The organism is Novosphingobium sp. FG90, assembly GCF_057808725.1.
In genome coordinates, this window is record NZ_JBMDIO010000002.1 from 283,092 (window position 1) to 299,196 (window position 16,105).

Below are 16,105 nucleotides of genomic sequence, written 5' to 3' on the forward strand. Positions count from 1 at the left end.
TGCCCGCGCCTTTCTTGAGTTCAAACCCCCGAAAGGATCAGCAATCGCGATCCCAGTAGCGGTCGCCGCGACGATCGTAGCGATAGCAGCCGCGGTCGTTCTTCTTGGCCTGCGAGCCGGCCACGGCACCCGCCGCAGCACCGATCGCCGCGCCGGTGCCGACGTCACCGCCCGCGATCGCGCCGACGCCCGCACCGAGTGCGCCACCGGCAAGGGCGCCCTCGCCCGCATAGTTGCTTGCACAGCCACCGATGCTCAGCGCACCGGCGGCCAGAATAGGAAGGATGAGCTTGCGCATCGATGTTCTCCGAAAATTCTGTAGCCTATGCACAAGTGAACGGAACGCGGCGCGAGCGGTTCCCCGGCAACAATACGACACGGCCCGCCTCCGGTTTTTCCGAAGGCGGGCCGCATGTTCGATGCTGAGGGCAAGTCCCGATCAGTCCGGCTTCTTGGCCACCGCGACCATGGCGGGGCGCAGCAGGCGGTCCTTGATCATGTAACCGGCCTGCATTTCCTGCACGACGGTGCCCGGCTCGGCGTCGGCCGAGGGAATCTCGATCATCGCCTGATGCTGGTTGGGGTCGAGCGGCAGGCCCATCGCCGCGATGCGGGTGATGCCGTGGCTGGCGAAGACCTTGTCGATTTCACGCCCGGTCGCCTCGATACCCGCGACGATGCCCTTGAGCTTGTCGTCTTCGCGCAGGTCAGCGGGGATCGCGGTCAGCGCGCGGGCGAGGTTGTCCGACACCGACAGGATGTCACGCGCGAAGCCGGTCGCGGCGTAGGCGCGGGTGTCGGCGATGTCCTTTTCAAGGCGGCGGCGCACGTTCTGCGTTTCCGCACGGGCGTAGAGCACGTCCTGCTCGGCCGTCGCCAGCTTCTCGCGCAGCTTCGCGATTTCCTCGTTCTCGCCCCTGGTGTCCACGAAGTCCTCCGGCACGCCCTGAAGTTCTTCCGCCACTGCGGGATCGCCATTAAATCTATCAGGGGCGGGCGACTGCGTCTTGTCGTCGGTCATGTGTTCTATCTGTTCCAGCTATCCGATGAGCTTGCCCAGGCTCTGGGCAGTGAAGTCCACCATGGGGACGACGCGCGCATAATTCAACCGAGTCGGGCCGATTACCCCCACCACGCCGACCACCCTGCCCTCGCGGTCGCGATAGGGCGAAGCGATGACCGAGGACCCGGAAAGCGCGAAAAGCCGGTTCTCCGAGCCGATGAAGATGCGCGTGGACTGCGCCTCGCGCGCGGTGTCGAGGAGGTCGGCGACCGACTGCTTGTTCTCGAGATCGTCGAGCAGTGAACGCACCCGTTCGAGATCGGTCAGCGCCGCCTCGTCGAGCAGGTTCGCCTGTCCGCGCACGATCAGCACCGGCCGTGCGGTGGCATCTTCGCTCCACACGGCAAGGCCCCGCTCGACGAGATCACTGCTGGCGGCATCGAGGGCGGACTTGCCCGAGGCGATCTCCGCGCGCATCGCCCGGGCGGCCTGTGCCAGCGTGCGACCGCCCAGATGCGCGGAAATGTAGTTGGATGCCTCCTCCAGCGCGCCGGGCGGCAGACCGAGCGGCAGGTCCAGCACGCGGTTCTCGATCGCGCCGTCCTCGCCCACCAGCACCGCCAGCGCGCGGCCCGGAGCCAGCGGCACGAGTTGCAGGTGCATCAGGCGCGGCTCGCGCCGAGGCACCATCACCACGCCTGCGCCGGAGGAGAGGTTCGAAAGCAGAGCGCTGGTCGCCTCCAACGCCGCCTCGATCGGACCGGGCGCGGCGATGCGACGTTCGATCGCCTGACGTTCCTCGACCGTGGGTTCTGCGACTTGCATGATGCCATCGACGAACAGGCGCAGCCCTGCCTCGGTCGGCAGTCTTCCGGCGCTGGTATGCGGCGCCGCGAGGAGGCCCAGCCCTTCGAGGTCGGCCAGCACAGAGCGAATGGAGGCCGACGAGAGGCTCACGCCGCCCGGCCCCGCCAGCGTCTTCGAGCCCACCGGCGCTCCGGTTGCCAGATACCCCTCCACCACGAGGCGGAAGATGTCGCGGGCGCGGGTGGTCAGTTCGGTGATCGGGGGCGTGGGCATATCGTCTTTCAATTTAGCCATCGCTCTTGAACCCTCAACCCCAATGCGCCTAGGGCGAGCGGGTATTTTCCAGAGACAAACACAATCTAAGGATTCCCCAGAATGCGCCCTTCCGGCCGTGCACCTGACGAAATGCGTGCCATCGACATCCAGACCGGCTTCACCAAGCACGCGGAAGGCTCTGTCCTGATCTCCTTCGGCGATACCCGCGTGCTGGTCACCGCCTCGGTCGAGGAGAAGGTGCCGCCGTTCCTGCGCGGCAAGGGCGAAGGCTGGGTGACGGCCGAATACTCGATGCTGCCGCGCGCCACGCATACCCGTGGCAGCCGTGAAGCCGCCAAGGGCAAGCAGTCGGGCCGCACGCAGGAAATCCAGCGCCTGATCGGCCGCTCGCTTCGCGCCGTGGTGGACATGAAGAAGCTCGGCGAGCGCCAGATCGTGCTCGACTGCGACGTGCTGCAGGCCGACGGCGGCACCCGCACTGCCTCGATCTCGGGCGCCTGGGTGGCGCTGCGCCTCGCGGTCGACAAGCTGATGGCCGAGGGCAAGATCAAGGAAGACCCGATCACCGCCCGCGTAGCGGCGATCTCCTGCGGCATCCATCAGGGCACCCCGGTGCTCGACCTCGACTACATCGAGGACAGCGGTGCGGATGCCGACGCCAACTTCGTGCTAATCGAGGGCGGTCTGATCGCCGAGGCACAGGCCACCGCCGAGGGCGCGAGCTACGACGAAGAGGGCCTGCTGCGCCTCCTGCGCCTCGCCCGCATCGGCTGCGAGGGCATCTTCGCCGCGCAGGCCAAGGCGGTCGGCCGCTGATGACCCGCAAGCTCGACGCAACGAAGCTGGTCATCGCCACCCACAACGCGGGCAAACTGCGCGAGATATCCGCGTTGCTCGCCCCGTTCGGGGTGGACTGCGTCTCGGCGGGCGATCTCGGCCTGCCGGAGCCGGAGGAGACCGGCACCACGTTCGTCGAGAATGCACTGCTCAAGGCCCATGCCGCCGCGAAGGCGGCAGGGCTGCCCGCTCTGGCAGATGACAGCGGCCTGTCGGTGACAGCGCTCGGCGGTCGGCCGGGCGTCTACACTGCCGACTGGGCCGAACGGCAGTGGTTCGAAGGCGAGCCTGGCAAGGACTACAAGGGCCGCGACTGGTACATGGCGATGGGCAAGGTCGAGGGCCTGCTCTCCCAGCAGGGGCCGGAGGTGGACCGCTCGTGCTGGTTCACAAGCGTCCTTGCGATCGCCTGGCCCGAAGGCGACGAGGCTGTCTACGAGGGCCGCGTCGACGGTACGTTCTCGTGGCCTCCGCGCGGAACCATGGGCTTCGGCTACGATCCCGTCTTCGTGCCGCAGGGGCACAACGTCAGCTTTGCCGAACTCACCGTCGCGGAAAAACAGGCCATGAGTCACCGCGCGGACGCTTTCGCGAAGCTGGTGGCCGATCAGTTCGGCGATGCCGTCGCCGGCTGAGGCCATACGCCTCGGCCGGGAGGCGGCCGCGAAGGGGCAACTCGACGCGGCCATCCGGCATTTTCGGGCAGCGCTGCGGCAGGCGCCCGGCGATCCCGCGATCAGCCTGTGGCTCGGACAGTCGCTCTGCGCTGCGGGCAGGCTTCACGAAGGCGTTCCCCGCTTGCGCGACGCCGGACTGGCGCGTCTCTCCGATGGCGCGGCGCCGGCGGACATGCTGCCGGTCGCGCACCTGCTGCAGAAGCTGGGGGATCCCGCTGCGTCTCTGGCTTTGCTGGACGACCTCGCCGCGCGCGGGCTCGATTCGTTTCCATTGTGGCATGCAATCGCCACGGCCGCGGCGCAGTTGTCCCGTCACGATCTGGCGCTGGACGCCTGCCATCGCGCCTCGCACCGTGCCCCCGACGAGCCCGGCCTTGCCGTCCTGACCGCCAGCATCGAGATCGACGCAGGCAGCGCGCTCGACGCCGCTGCCCGGCTGGACGCGGCCCTCGGTTGCGAGATGCCGCCCCGCGAAAGGATGCGCGCCCACCGCGAGCGCGCTCGCGCCAGGGACAAGCTCGGCCGCTGGGCGGAAGTGTTTCCCGATATCGAAGCCGGTGCCCTGCTCGCTGCCCAAGTGCCGGAATATGCCGCGCAGGATGCCGGTCTGGTTGCCCGCATCATCCGGCAGGACGCCGAAGCGTTCGATGCCGTCATGGTCCGGCGCTGGCGCGATGCGGCTCCTGCCGACGATCACCCCGCCCCGGTTTTCCTGATCGGCTACCTTCGTTCGGGCACCACGCTGATGCAGGAGGTGCTGGCCTGTGCACCCGGCGTCACGGTGGCGGACGAAGTGCCGCTGCTCTCCGGCACGCAGGCGGCGATACGGCCCGGCCGATCGCGCCTCGATGCCCTCGATGCGCTGGATCGCACCGCAATCGCGTCGCTGAGGGCACGCTATCGCCAGCTTGCGAGCATGCGCCTTGGACCTGCTGCGGTCACCGGGTGCCTCGTCGACAAGTTCGCGCTCAACGTGATCGACCTGCCGGTGATCCTGCGCCTTTTCCCGGACGCGCGGATCGTCTTCATGGTCCGGAATCCGCGCGATGCCTGCCTGTCGAGCGTGCTGCAGATGATGCCGCCCTCGCCCTCGACGGTGAACCTGTTGCGCTGGGAGGATGCGGTGCGTTTCCACGCCCTCGTCACCGGTGCATGGCGGCGCTGGCGCGACGCGCTGGGACTGAACGCCTGCGAAGTGCGCTACGAAGCCCTTGTCGACGATCTGGAAGGGACCATGCGCGGGATGCTTCCTGCCCTCGGCCTGTCATGGACCGATGCGATGCGCGAGTTCCACAAGAGCGCCGCCACCCGCGCCATCAGCACCCCCAGCCGCAGCCAGGTGACACGCCCGCTCAACCGCGCCTCGGTGGAACGCTGGCGCCATTACGAAGCCGAGTTCGCGGCCGTCGGACACTTGCTCGTCCCCGCTCTCGACGATTGGGGCTATTGACTTCGCGCGCCTATCCGCGCCTGAGAGGATGATGGCCCGCGCCCTCTACATCCATTGGCCGTTCTGTCTCGCCAAGTGCCCGTACTGCGACTTCAACAGTCATGTCCGCGACCGTGTCGACCATGCCCGCTGGCAGGAGACGCTGCTGGCCGACATGCGCCACGAGCATGGGCTGACCGGGGGAGAGCCGCTCGAATCGATCTTCTTCGGTGGCGGAACGCCCTCGTTGATGCCGCCCACGCTGGTCGCGCGGCTGCTTGAGGAGGCCGAGGCGCTCTGGGGCTTCGCGCCGGGCATCGAGATCACGCTGGAAGGCAATCCTTCGTCGGTCGAGGCGGCCAACTATGCGGCGCTGGCGAGCGTCGGCGTCAACCGCGTCTCACTGGGCCTGCAGGCCCTGGACGATGCAACGCTGCGCTTCCTCGGCCGGTTGCATGACGCGCGCGAAGGGCTCAAGGCGCTCGAAGTGGCGCAGCAACACTTCGAGCGCGTCAGCTTCGACCTGATCTATGCTCGGCCCGGCCAGTCGCTGAAGGACTGGCGCGCCGAACTGGATCGCGCTCTGGCTTACGGCACCGGACATCTCTCGCTCTACCAGCTGACCATCGAGCCGGGCACGCGCTTCGAGACGATGGTGCGCAAGGGAGACTTCGCCCCGCTCGACGAGGACGCCTGTGCAGACATGTTCGCCCTCACCCGCGAAGTCACCGCCGCCGCCGGACTTCCCGCCTACGAGATCAGCAACCATGCCCGCCCCGGCGAGGAAAGCCGTCATAATCTGACCTACTGGCGCTATCAGGACTATTGCGGCATCGGCCCCGGCGCGCATGGCCGGCGCGGCGGGATCGCCACGGTGCGCCATCGCAAGCCGGAGAACTGGCTGGCCGAAATGGCGCGTTCCTCGCACGGCATCGCCGAAGAAAGACCGCTCGGCATCCCGGAGCAGGCGAGCGAGGCCATGCTGATGGGCCTGCGCCTGCGTGAAGGCGTGGACCTTGCCGCGATGGCCGCGCGCTTTGCCATGGAGGAGCGGCAGCTTTGCGATCCGGCCAAGGCCGGGTTCTACGAGGGACAGGGCCTCGTCTGGCGTGACGGGGCGCGGATCGGCGTCACCGTCGAGGGCATGGTCCTGCTCGACGCATTGCTCAGCGAACTTGTTCCCGAACAGCTGGTCGAGGGCTGATGGCGCAGAAGGCCGACCTGCTCGAAGCGTGGGGGACGCATCTGGCGCAAGGTCGGCGGCGCAGCCCACACACCGTGCGCGCTTATGTGGCGACGGCGGGGCGGCTTCTCGACAGCCTGGGAGACTGCGACTGGCACCGGCTGGCGGTGCTCGATGCAGCGGCACTGCGCACGCATCTCGCGGCGCGGCGGCAGGACGGGATCGGCAATGTTTCCGCTGCACGGGAGCTTTCGGCGCTCAGGGCGTTCCTGATCTTCGCGCGGGGAAAGGCCGGGACGCCGCAAGCCTCGGCGCCCCGCGTAAAGGGGCCGCGCGTCAAGAAGGGCCTGCCGCGGCCAGTTACCCCCGACGAGGCGGTGGGCCTTGCGGAAGGGGTCAGGGACGATGCATCGGAGCCCTGGATCGGTACGCGGGACCGGGCGGTGCTGATGCTGCTCTACGGCTCAGGCCTGCGTATCGCTGAAGCGCTGTCGCTGACCGGCGCCGCGCTGCCGCTGGGCGAGACGTTGACGGTCACCGGCAAAGGCGGAAAGCCTCGGGTCGTGCCCCTGCTGCCTGTCGTGCGCAACGCGGTGACGGATTATCTCGCCCTGTCGCCGTGGCCGGTCGAGCGTGACAAGGCGCTGTTCCGGGGCGCCAAGGGTGGGCCGCTGTCGCAAGGGATGGTGCAGAAGGCCATGGCGAAAGCGCGCGTCTGGCTAGGCCTTCCGGCGAGCGCGACCCCTCATGCGCTGCGGCACAGCTTCGCTACGCATCTGCTTGGGGCGGGTGCGGACTTGCGTTCGCTGCAGGAACTGTTGGGCCATGCCTCGCTGGGATCGACGCAGATCTACACCAAGGTGGATGCCGCGACCCTGCTGGACGTCTATCGCAACGCCCACCCACGCGAGCGCGACTGATCTACTCTGAACGCGGTTTCCAGCGCAGCACCCGCCAGACGTAGAACACCACGGTCACCACCGCGACCGCGAGCGTCGCCCAGCCGAGCCATTGCTCTGCCTGTGCCAGCGTATTGCCGAGCCACTTGCCGCCGAGAATCAGCACCACGTTCCAGATCGCCGCGCCGAAAAAGGTGAAGGCGAAGAACTTCACGTGGCCCATGTGCGCCAGCCCGGCGGGGATCGAGATTACCGAGCGGAACATCGGCATGAAGCGGAACACGAAGACCACCCAGTGCCCGTGCCTGCGCAGAAAGCGTCCGGCCACTTCGACGTCGTGCCATTCCAGCGTCAGCCAGCGGCCCCAACGGTCGATGAACGGCCGCAGCCGCTCGTAGCCGAGACGATCGGCAATGAGGAACAACACGTAGTTGCCAAGCGCGGAGCCGAGCGTGCCCCAGAACAGAAGCGGCCAGAACTGCATGTCCCCGCGCGCGACGGCGATCCCGCCAAGGCCCATGATGACCTCGGACGGGATTGGCGGGATGATGTTCTCCAGCGCCATGAGGAACATGATGCCGAGATAACCGCCCTGTCGGACGATCTCGTAGATCCACTCACCCATTCGGTCGATTCCTGCGGGGTGCGCTAAGCGCATCCATCACATAAGCGCGTGGCGAGCCTCGATCGCATCCCAGATGCGCGCGGCCGTATCGGTGCCGTTGAACCGGTCGATCGCCACGATGCCGGTGGGCGAAGTCACGTTGATTTCCGTCAGCCATTTTCCGCCAATCACGTCGATACCGACGAAAACCAGCCCCCGCGCCTTGAGTTCCGGCCCAAGCGCCGCGCAGATTTCCTCTTCCGCCGAAGTGAGCGTGCTGGCCTCGGCCGAGCCCCCTACCGCGAGGTTGGAACGGAACTCGCCCTCGCCCGGCTTGCGGTTGATGGCGCCCGCGAACTCGCCATCGACAAGGACGATGCGCTTGTCGCCCTCGGACACGTCGGGGAGAAATGGCTGGACCATGAACGGCTCGACCCAGGCGTTCTCGAACATCTCGATCAGCGCGCCGAGGTTGGAGCCGTCGGCAGGCACGCGGAACACCGCCTTGCCGCCGTTGCCGTGCAGCGGCTTGATCACGAGGTCGCCGGGATGGCGCGCGTTGAACGCCTTCACGTCCTCGATGCGGCGGGCGATGAAGGTCGGCGGCATGAACCGCGCGTAGTCGAGCACGAAGACCTTCTCCGGCGCATTGCGCACCGAAGCGGGATCGTTGACCACCAGCGTCTTGCCCGCCAGCCGCTCCAGCAGGTGCGTTGCGGTGATGTAGCCGAGGTCGAACGGCGGGTCCTGCCGCATCAGCACCACGTCGATGTCTTCGCCGAGGTCGATCAGGTGATACTCGCCGCGCGTGAAGTGATTGCCTTCGACGCGCTGGACGGTGACCGGCGCACCCCAGCAGGTCAGGCGACCGGCAGCGCCGTGCGCGGTATCGTAGGCCAGCGTGCGCACGTCGTAGTGATAGAGGGTGTGCCCCCTCGCCTGCGCGGCGAGCATCAGGGCGAAGCTCGAATCGCCCGCGATCTTGATCGTTTCGAGCGGGTCCATCTGAACGGCGACGCGCAAAGTCATGGCGGATTCGGGCCTTTCGGAGTCGGGGGTACTTTGGTCGGCGGCGGTCTAGCCGCGTTCGCGCCTAGGTGCGACCTCAATCGCGAGTTTCAAGTCCGCGTCAGGCTCCTGGCTGCCAGGCATTGACGATTCGACGCGGCCAAACCCAAGGCGTGATCAGGATCACGTCGATGCGCTGGTCGTCGCCGGGACGGGCATAGCGGCTGGCTATCAATTGCGCCGCGTCGGCCACGCGCCTGAGTCGCCGCTCGTCGATGGCCGTTGCGAGTTCCGCTTGCGAGGCGCGCCACTTCACCTCGACGAAGCAGACCGTGCGGCCGCGCCGCGCGACGATGTCCACCTCGCCCTTGCGGGTCTTCACCCGCTGCCCGACCACGCGCCAGCCGGTGAGCCACAGGTAAAGCGCAGCGATCCATTCCCCGCGCCGCCCGTGGCGTTCGGCCCGCTTGCGCCGCTCGCTCATTTGAGTTCGAGTGCCCGGGCATAGAGCGTCTTGCGGTCGAGCCCGGTTGCCTTCGCCACCGCCGCCGCCGCCTGCGACGCCTTCGCAGTGGCCAGCGCCTCGCGCAGCAGCGCATCGACATCCACCTCGCCCAGCGGCTCCTCTCCCGGCGGTGCGATCAGCAGCACGATTTCGCCCTTGGGCGGATGCGCGGCGTAGTATTCCGACAGTTCCTGTGGAGAACCGCTGCGGCATTCCTCGAATTTCTTGGTGAGTTCCCGCCCCACCGCGACCTCTCGCCCCGGCAGCACCGAGGCGATCGCGGCGAGCGATGCCTCGAGGCGCGGCGCGGTGTCGTAGAAGATCAGCGTCGCCGGAACGCTCGCCAGTTCGGCCAACATGTCCTCGCGCGCCTTGGCCTTGTTGGGGAGGAACCCGGCGAAAAGGAAGCTGTCGTTCGGCAGCCCCGAAAGCGTCATCGCCAGCACGGCCGCATTCGGCCCCGGCAGGCTGGTTACCGCGATTCCCCGCTCCCTCGCGGTACGCACCAGACGATACCCGGGGTCCGAGATCAGCGGCGTCCCCGCATCGCTGACCAGCGCCACCGGCTCGGCCTCCATCAGCGCCAGAAGGCGTTCGCGATCGCCCTCCCCGGCGTGGTCGTCGTAGCGCACCAGCTTCTTCTTCAAACCGAGGTGATGCAACAGCTTGCCCGTCACGCGAGTGTCCTCGCAGGCGACTGCGGAGACGCCGCGCAGGGTCTCGATTGCCCTCAGGGTAATGTCCCCCAGGTTGCCAATCGGGGTTGCGACTATGTAAAGGCCCGGCAAGAGTGTGTTTTCCATCGGCCAGACTCATGGCCCAGATACCGAGGGAGCGGCAAGCTATGTTCGACCTTAAAGGGAACGGGCGCCTCAATCGTCGCAGTCTTCTCGCCGCAGCCGCCATGGCTCTGGTCGCCGGTTGCGCCGTCGTGCCCAAGGCGCCGCAGCCCGGCCCGCCGCCCGCGCCCACGCCTCCTCCCTCGCAGAGCGAACTGCCGGTGGACAAGGACCGCCACAGCATCGCGCTGCTGGTGCCCATGACCGGCGCCAATGCGGGCGTCGGCCAGGCGATCGCCAATGCCGCGAACATGGCCCTGCTCGACACCGCCGCCAAGAACCTGCGCGTGACGACTTACGACACCAGCGCCAACCCCGCCGATGCCGCCCGCCGCGCGGTTACGGACGGCAACCAGTTGATCCTCGGCCCGCTGCTGGCCGACGACATTCCCGCCGTCTCGGGCATCGCCAAGGCGGCGAAGGTGCCCGTCATCTCGTTCTCCAACGACGAGCAGGCGGCGAACCGCGATGTCCTCATCATGGGCAACCTGCCCGGCCAGTCGGTGACCCGCACGGTGCAGTACGCCCGTTCGCAGGGCATCTCCACGTTCGGCGCGCTCGTCCCGCGCGGCGACTATGGCGACCGCACCAGCGCGGCGCTGCTGCAGGCGGTGCGCGCCAGCGGCGGCTCGGTGATCGCGCTGGAACCCTACGAGCGCAGCGCCACCTCGATCGCCTCGGCCGCCCAGCGGGTGAAGACCAAGGGCGGTTTCGACGCCCTGCTGATCGCCGACAGCGGCTCGCTCTCGGTCCGTGCGGCCAGCGCCTTCAAGGGCGCGGCGAAGACGCCCGGCGTGAAGATCCTCGGCACCGAACTGTGGAGCGGCGAGCGTGACGTCAACGCCTCGGCCGCACTTGCCGGTGCGTGGTATTCGACCGTGTCGGACCAGCGCTTCGCCCAGTTCTCCAAGAGCTACCGTGCCCGCTTCGGCACCCAGCCGTTCCGCATCGCCACGCTCGGCTACGACGCGGTGCTGCTGACCTTGCGCGTCGCGCGCGACTGGAAGCCGGGCACCCGCTTCCCGGCCGATACCCTGCGCGATACCAAGGCGTTCCCCGGCGGCTTCCTCGGCGTGGACGGCGCGTTCCGTTTTACCAAGGGCGGCCTGATCGAGCGTGCGCTGGAAGTGCGCGAGGTCGGTGCGGGTACGGTGAAGGTGGTCAGCCCGGCGCCGGTGAAGTTCGGGGAGTAAGGCTGGGGCTTAGCCCCTTCGACAAGCTCAGGGTGAGCGGAGGTGAGTAGTAACCTCAAGATACCGCTCAGGCTGAGCTTGTCGAAGCCCCCGCCGTCCAAAACCGTCGTTCTCCCTTTGAACCGGCCCTGCGGATAAAGCGCAAACCCCTGCTTGCCCCCACGATTCCGCGCGCCCTATAGTGGCCGCCATGTCCGACGACCTCTTCGACAAGCTCCCCGCCGCCACCGGCGAGTCCTATGACGGTTCCGCGATCGAGGTGCTGGAGGGTCTCGAACCCGTCCGCCGCCGCCCGGGCATGTACATCGGCGGCACGGATGAGCGTGCGCTGCACCACCTTGCGGCCGAAGTCCTCGACAACGCGATGGACGAGGCCGTCGCCGGTCACGCCAACCGCATCGAGGTGACGCTGGAGGAGGAACCCGGCACCGCCGGACGCATCACCATCACCGACAACGGCCGCGGCATCCCGGTCGACGAGCATCCCAAGTTCCCGGGCAAGTCGGCGCTTGAGGTCATCCTTTCCACCCTGCACTCGGGCGGCAAGTTCTCCGGCAAGGCCTACGCCACTTCGGGCGGCCTGCACGGCGTCGGCATCTCGGTGGTCAATGCGCTGTCGGTGAAGACGCGCGTGGAAGTGGCGCGCAACAAGGAACTCTACGCGCAGGAATTCTCGCGCGGCGTGACGCTCGGGCCGATCCAGCGCGTCGGCGCGGCGCCCAACCGGCGCGGGACGGCGGTGACCTTCACGCCCGATACCGAGATATTCGGCGACCAGAAGTTCAAGCCCGCCCGCCTGTTCAAGCTGGTGCGCTCGAAAGCGTACCTCTTCGCTGGCGTCGAAATCCGCTGGAAGTGCGCGCCCGCACTGGCGGTGGACGGCGTTCCGGCCGAAGCGACCTTCCAGTTCCCCGGCGGCCTTGCCGACCACCTCGCCGAGCAGATCGGCAGCCGCGAATGCGTGACCACGCAGTTCTTCTCGGGCTCGCAGGATTTCCCGCGCGGAGAGGACGGTTCGGAACAGGGCCGCGTCGAATGGGCGATCGCCTGGCCGCTCTATTCCGACGGTTCGTATTCCTGGTACTGCAACACCATCCCTACGCCCGACGGCGGCACCCATGAGCAGGGCCTGCGCGGCGCGCTGACCAAGGGCATCCGCGCTTTCGCCGATCTCGTCGGACAGGCCAAGAAGGCCAAGGACATCACGCCGGACGACGTGGTGACCGGCAGCGAAGTCATGCTTTCGGTCTTCATCCGCGACCCGCAGTTCCAGAGCCAGACCAAGGACCGCCTGACCTCTCCGGAGGCCGCGCGCATGGTCGAGGCTGCGGTGCGCGATCACTTCGATCACTTCCTCACCGACAACCTCGATCGCGGCAAGGCGCTGCTGGGCTCCGTCATGGAGCGCATGGACGAACGCCTGCGCCGCAAGGCGGAGCGCGAGGTCAAGCGCAAGACCGCCACCAACGCCCGCAAGCTGCGCCTTCCCGGCAAGCTGACCGACTGTTCGGGCGAAGGTCACGGCGAAACCGAACTGTTCATCGTCGAGGGCGATTCGGCAGGCGGTTCGGCCAAGCAGGCGCGCGATCGCAAGACGCAGGCGATCCTGCCGATCCGCGGTAAGATCCTCAACGTCGCATCGGCCACGGCCGACAAGATCCGCGCCAACCAGGAAATCGCCGACCTCGGCCTCGCGCTCGGCTGCGGCACGCGCAAGGACTGCAACGCCGACAACCTGCGCTACGACCGCATCGTCATCATGACCGACGCGGACGTGGACGGCGCGCACATCGCGACGCTGCTGATGACTTTCTTCTTTCAGGAGATGCCGGACATCGTGCGGCGCGGGCACCTCTACCTCGCCCAGCCGCCGCTCTACCGCCTGACCTCGGGCGCGACCTCGGCCTATGCGCGCGACGATGCCCACCGGGCGGAACTGGAAGCGACCAAGTTCAAGGGCAAGAAGGTCGAAGTCGGCCGCTTCAAGGGCCTTGGCGAAATGAACCCGCAGCAGCTGCGCGAAACGACGATGAGCCCGGACAGTCGCTCGCTGATCCGCATCACCCTCCCGCAGGAGAACGAGGGCCGCTTCGCCGTGAAGGATCTCGTCGATCGCCTGATGGGCCGCAATCCCGAACACCGCTTCCACTTCATCCAGAACCGGGCAGGCGACGTCGATCGCGAACTGATCGACGCCTGACGAAGGCCAGTCGATCAAGGTCGGTTGACCTTGGGTTCGCCTGCGGTCAGCCTGCCGTGATGGTCAAAGCCGAGGGGCAGGCAATGAGCGGATGGCGCGGCTTTCTAAAAGGCGTACTGTTTCTTGCGATGGGGTGCGCCGTCGGCGATACGGCAAAAGCTCAGGATACAACCGAAGCACTCCTCAAGGAGCGCGTCGGGCAGGTCGTCGCAGTCATGCAAGGCACGCGCGATGCAACCGAAACCTTCGACGCGCGCTTCCTGAACGAAGTCCCGGTCGAACGGCTGCGCGCCCTCACCTCGCAAATCGCGGCCCAGGGCGGCGCAGTGGAAGGCTACGCCGATTTCCGGCGCGAGCAGCAGCGCTCGGCCACGTTCACGCTGAGACTTGCCAACGCGACGGCGCCCGCCCGGATCGAGTTGGGGCCGGGCGACAAGGCTCTGGTGGCGGGCTTTCGCATCTTCGCGGTGACCCCTTCAGGCGACAGTTTCGACAAGCTGGAAGCGGACTTCGCTAGTCTGCCCGGAAAGGCCGGGTTCGCGGTCTATCGGCTAGGCAATGGTGCGCCCGTGCTCATGAAGGGACGCGAGGCGGCGACGCCCTTCGCCGTTGGTTCCTCATTCAAGCTCTACGTCCTTGCGGCGCTGGCGCGGCAGGTGAAGGAAGGCAAACGGCGCTGGAGCGACGTCGTGCCGGTGTCTGGCAAGTCCTTCCCCAGCGGCACAATCCATTCATTGCCCGAAGGCGCGCCGGTGACGGTGCATACCCTCGCGAGCCTGATGATTGCGATCAGCGACAATACCGCGACCGACATGCTGGTGCGCCTCGTCGGGCAGGAGGCGCTGGCCCGCGAGGTGCGTCTGGCCGGTCATGCAAGACCAGAAGCGATGGCGCCGATGATGACGACTGCGCAGCTCTTCGCCCTGAAGCGCGGCGGCGCGGCGGTCGCCGAGCGGTACGCCGGTGCGTCCCCGCAGGAGCGGCAGCGGCAGCTTGCCGGGCTCGACATGTCACGGATAGCCGAAGCAGATCCCGGCGAAGTCTTCGGGCATGGCCCCGTGGCGATCGATCGGATCGAATGGTTCGCTTCTCCCACCGACCTCGCCGGGGTGATGGACGACCTGCGCCGCCTCGACAGCCGGGAGGTCTTCGACATCCTCGCCATCAACCCGGCGATGGACGATTCCACCGCCCGCGCGCGGGGCTACGTGGGCTACAAGGGCGGTTCGGAAGACGGCGTGATCAGCATGACCTGGCTGCTGCGCGACAAGGCGGGCTCGTGGTCGGTGGTGACGGGGAGCTGGAACGATCCAACGGCCCCGGTCGATGGCAAGCGCTTCGAATTGCTCATGCTGCGGCTGGCGAAGGTCGCCGGCTGACCCGTCGCCACAACACCGCGAAGAGCAGGCCCAGCACCATCGGCATGACCGGCAGGGTGAGGTTCATCGCCAGCGGCCGCGCGAAGGCGGGCGCGGCGAAGGCGAGGAAGATCGCCAGTTTTTCCCAGCTGGCGAAACCCCGGCGCAGTCCCTCCCCCGTCAGCCAGAGCAGCGGGAACGCCAGCAGGACCATGTCGTAGTCGAGCACGAAAGGCGTCACCAGCGGCGCCCCGGCAAGGGACAGGGCCGCCAATCCGTCCGACCAGCCCTCCTTCCACGCGGCGAGCGCCAGAGCACCGGCAACCGCCAGCGACGCCGCCACCTGCACCGCGTAAGCCGCCGGAGTCGGAGCGCCCAGAAGCCTCAGCGCTGCGAATGGGCTCATCATCTTGGCATACCCGACCGCGCCTGCCGCCATGGCGCCCTCGGCGCGGACGCTGGCGGCGAGCCACCCTGCCCAGACCTCACCTCCGAACAGCAGCGCCGAGGCGCCGGCGAGCAGCGCCGCGGTCAAGCAAGCGGCGAAGATCGTGCGCCATTGCCCGGTCAACACCAGGACGATCGGCAGGAGCAGCCCGAACTGCGGCTTGATCGTTGCCAGACCCAGCAGCGCGCCTGCCATCACGGGCCGCGAAGGCACCAGCCACAGCCCGGCTCCGAGCAGCCCCGCGACGAGGAACGCCGTCTGGCCGTGCGTCAGCACGATCGGCACCGCCGGGAATGCGAGGAGCAGCAACCACAGCGGCGCGGGCACTTCGGCCTTGCTCCACCATGCCCGCACGCTCGCGACATAGACCGCGCCTGTCGTCACCAGCCACGCGGTGAGCGCAGGGAAATAGCCCAGCGCGCCCAGGGGCCGGCAGAACGGCAGGAACGAGGGCGGGTAGAAGAAGGCGGTGTAACCGCCCTCGGATGCAAAGAAGGCCCTTTGGGCGGCGATATGCGCGGCGGCGTCGTACACGTCCGCACCTGCCCGGAGCATGTGCCCGACCGTCCAGAAGCTGATGAAATCGCTCCCCAGCAGGAAGCCGTTGCGGTCTATGCCGCCGTGCGAGCCCGCCACCAGCCAGACGAGCATCGCGACATTGAGCACCGCGAGAATCCGCAGGTAGGCGCGACAACGCGCCGCGCCCAGCCAGTCCATCTTTCGCAGGATATCGAGCCCCATGCGTTCTGCTCTGCAACGCGCTGATGGGGAAGTCCATCGCCTCGCCGTCGTATCCGGATCGATATTGCCTTGCTGCGCCGCACCACATAGGGCTTAAT

Annotated in this window: 16 protein-coding genes; 8 read left to right on the forward strand and 8 right to left on the reverse strand. The window is 67.6% G+C overall.

Features of this window, described 5'->3' with window-relative positions; all coding sequences use genetic code 11:
- Window positions 1-37: 37 nt before the first annotated feature.
- The 3 genes from ACODRZ_RS02995 to hrcA form a co-directional block, all read right to left on the reverse strand.
- Complete coding sequence (locus ACODRZ_RS02995) at window positions 38-298, reverse strand: YMGG-like glycine zipper-containing protein (protein ID WP_008832743.1); 261 nt, start codon at window positions 296-298, stop codon at window positions 38-40.
- 141 nt (window positions 299-439) lie between these two features.
- Entirely contained in the window at window positions 440-1,021 is a 582-nt protein-coding gene (gene grpE, locus ACODRZ_RS03000; protein WP_488970955.1) for a nucleotide exchange factor GrpE, read from the reverse strand.
- Between the two features lie 18 nt (window positions 1,022-1,039).
- A complete protein-coding gene (gene hrcA, locus ACODRZ_RS03005) occupies window positions 1,040-2,083 on the reverse strand; it encodes a heat-inducible transcriptional repressor HrcA (protein WP_488970954.1) in 1,044 nt (347 codons plus the stop codon).
- A 102-nt stretch (window positions 2,084-2,185) separates the two neighbouring features.
- On the opposite strand from hrcA, the gene rph reads away from it, so the two are divergent.
- From rph to ACODRZ_RS03030, 5 genes are read left to right on the forward strand one after another with little or no spacing between them, the layout of a single operon-like run.
- Window positions 2,186-2,902, forward strand: a complete 717-nt coding sequence (gene rph / locus ACODRZ_RS03010; protein ID WP_488970953.1) for a ribonuclease PH — start codon at window positions 2,186-2,188, stop codon at window positions 2,900-2,902.
- Window positions 2,902-3,558: an RdgB/HAM1 family non-canonical purine NTP pyrophosphatase gene (rdgB, locus tag ACODRZ_RS03015; protein WP_488970952.1), complete on the forward strand. Its 657-nt coding sequence runs from the start codon at window positions 2,902-2,904 to the stop codon at window positions 3,556-3,558. Before rph ends, rdgB begins: the two co-directional genes overlap by 1 nt.
- The gene (locus tag ACODRZ_RS03020; protein WP_488970951.1) at window positions 3,542-5,050 is read left to right on the forward strand and encodes a tetratricopeptide repeat-containing sulfotransferase family protein; all 1,509 of its coding nucleotides are present in this window, start codon (window positions 3,542-3,544) and stop codon (window positions 5,048-5,050) included. Before rdgB ends, ACODRZ_RS03020 begins: the two co-directional genes overlap by 17 nt.
- Before the next feature lie 31 nt (window positions 5,051-5,081).
- Window positions 5,082-6,233: a radical SAM family heme chaperone HemW gene (hemW, locus tag ACODRZ_RS03025; protein WP_488970950.1), complete on the forward strand. Its 1,152-nt coding sequence runs from the start codon at window positions 5,082-5,084 to the stop codon at window positions 6,231-6,233.
- On the forward strand, window positions 6,233-7,132 hold the full coding sequence (locus ACODRZ_RS03030; RefSeq protein WP_488970949.1) for a tyrosine recombinase XerC: 900 nt from the start codon (window positions 6,233-6,235) through the stop codon (window positions 7,130-7,132). Before hemW ends, ACODRZ_RS03030 begins: the two co-directional genes overlap by 1 nt.
- 1 nt (window position 7,133) lies before the next feature.
- Here ACODRZ_RS03030 and ACODRZ_RS03035 read toward each other — a convergent pair whose 3' ends face one another.
- The 4 genes from ACODRZ_RS03035 to rsmI form a co-directional block, all read right to left on the reverse strand.
- Window positions 7,134-7,736, reverse strand: coding sequence for a DedA family protein (locus ACODRZ_RS03035; RefSeq protein WP_488970948.1), 603 nt, complete (start codon window positions 7,734-7,736; stop codon window positions 7,134-7,136).
- Window positions 7,737-7,772: 36 nt separating this feature from the next.
- Complete coding sequence (gene gshB, locus ACODRZ_RS03040; RefSeq protein ID WP_488970947.1) at window positions 7,773-8,744, reverse strand: glutathione synthase; 972 nt, start codon at window positions 8,742-8,744, stop codon at window positions 7,773-7,775.
- A gap of 100 nt (window positions 8,745-8,844) precedes the next feature.
- Window positions 8,845-9,207, reverse strand: a complete 363-nt coding sequence (locus ACODRZ_RS03045; protein WP_488970946.1) for a YraN family protein — start codon at window positions 9,205-9,207, stop codon at window positions 8,845-8,847.
- The gene (gene rsmI / locus ACODRZ_RS03050; RefSeq protein ID WP_488970945.1) at window positions 9,204-10,031 is read right to left on the reverse strand and encodes a 16S rRNA (cytidine(1402)-2'-O)-methyltransferase; all 828 of its coding nucleotides are present in this window, start codon (window positions 10,029-10,031) and stop codon (window positions 9,204-9,206) included. Before rsmI ends, ACODRZ_RS03045 begins: the two co-directional genes overlap by 4 nt.
- Window positions 10,032-10,072: 41 nt before the next feature.
- Between rsmI and ACODRZ_RS03055 the strand changes: the two genes are divergently transcribed.
- The 3 genes from ACODRZ_RS03055 (at window position 10,073) to ACODRZ_RS03065 (ending at window position 14,839) form a co-directional block, all read left to right on the forward strand.
- The gene (locus ACODRZ_RS03055) at window positions 10,073-11,260 is read left to right on the forward strand and encodes a penicillin-binding protein activator (protein ID WP_488970944.1); all 1,188 of its coding nucleotides are present in this window, start codon (window positions 10,073-10,075) and stop codon (window positions 11,258-11,260) included.
- A gap of 190 nt (window positions 11,261-11,450) precedes the next feature.
- Complete coding sequence (gene parE / locus ACODRZ_RS03060) at window positions 11,451-13,460, forward strand: DNA topoisomerase IV subunit B (RefSeq protein WP_488970943.1); 2,010 nt, start codon at window positions 11,451-11,453, stop codon at window positions 13,458-13,460.
- Between the two features lie 83 nt (window positions 13,461-13,543).
- The gene (locus ACODRZ_RS03065) at window positions 13,544-14,839 is read left to right on the forward strand and encodes a serine hydrolase (protein WP_488970942.1); all 1,296 of its coding nucleotides are present in this window, start codon (window positions 13,544-13,546) and stop codon (window positions 14,837-14,839) included.
- On the opposite strand, the gene ACODRZ_RS03070 is transcribed toward ACODRZ_RS03065, so the two are convergent.
- Complete coding sequence (locus ACODRZ_RS03070; RefSeq protein WP_488970941.1) at window positions 14,808-16,007, reverse strand: glycosyltransferase family 87 protein; 1,200 nt, start codon at window positions 16,005-16,007, stop codon at window positions 14,808-14,810. The genes ACODRZ_RS03065 and ACODRZ_RS03070 overlap by 32 nt on opposite strands.
- Window positions 16,008-16,105 lie beyond the last annotated feature (98 nt).

Coding starts and splice junctions, on each gene's coding strand:
- ACODRZ_RS03055 (WP_488970944.1), top strand. CDS start 10,073: ATGTTCGACCTTAAAGGGAACGGGCGCCTCAATCGTCGCAGTCTTCTC.
- parE (WP_488970943.1), top strand. CDS start 11,451: ATGTCCGACGACCTCTTCGACAAGCTCCCCGCCGCCACCGGCGAGTCC.
- gshB (WP_488970947.1), bottom strand. CDS start 8,744: ATGACTTTGCGCGTCGCCGTTCAGATGGACCCGCTCGAAACGATCAAG.
- ACODRZ_RS03020 (WP_488970951.1), top strand. CDS start 3,542: ATGCCGTCGCCGGCTGAGGCCATACGCCTCGGCCGGGAGGCGGCCGCG.
- ACODRZ_RS03045 (WP_488970946.1), bottom strand. CDS start 9,207: ATGAGCGAGCGGCGCAAGCGGGCCGAACGCCACGGGCGGCGCGGGGAA.
- rdgB (WP_488970952.1), top strand. CDS start 2,902: ATGACCCGCAAGCTCGACGCAACGAAGCTGGTCATCGCCACCCACAAC.
- hemW (WP_488970950.1), top strand. CDS start 5,082: ATGGCCCGCGCCCTCTACATCCATTGGCCGTTCTGTCTCGCCAAGTGC.
- ACODRZ_RS03070 (WP_488970941.1), bottom strand. CDS start 16,007: ATGGGGCTCGATATCCTGCGAAAGATGGACTGGCTGGGCGCGGCGCGT.
- ACODRZ_RS02995 (WP_008832743.1), bottom strand. CDS start 298: ATGCGCAAGCTCATCCTTCCTATTCTGGCCGCCGGTGCGCTGAGCATC.
- ACODRZ_RS03035 (WP_488970948.1), bottom strand. CDS start 7,736: ATGGGTGAGTGGATCTACGAGATCGTCCGACAGGGCGGTTATCTCGGC.
- rsmI (WP_488970945.1), bottom strand. CDS start 10,031: ATGGAAAACACACTCTTGCCGGGCCTTTACATAGTCGCAACCCCGATT.
- grpE (WP_488970955.1), bottom strand. CDS start 1,021: ATGACCGACGACAAGACGCAGTCGCCCGCCCCTGATAGATTTAATGGC.
- ACODRZ_RS03065 (WP_488970942.1), top strand. CDS start 13,544: ATGAGCGGATGGCGCGGCTTTCTAAAAGGCGTACTGTTTCTTGCGATG.
- hrcA (WP_488970954.1), bottom strand. CDS start 2,083: ATGCCCACGCCCCCGATCACCGAACTGACCACCCGCGCCCGCGACATC.
- ACODRZ_RS03030 (WP_488970949.1), top strand. CDS start 6,233: ATGGCGCAGAAGGCCGACCTGCTCGAAGCGTGGGGGACGCATCTGGCG.
- rph (WP_488970953.1), top strand. CDS start 2,186: ATGCGCCCTTCCGGCCGTGCACCTGACGAAATGCGTGCCATCGACATC.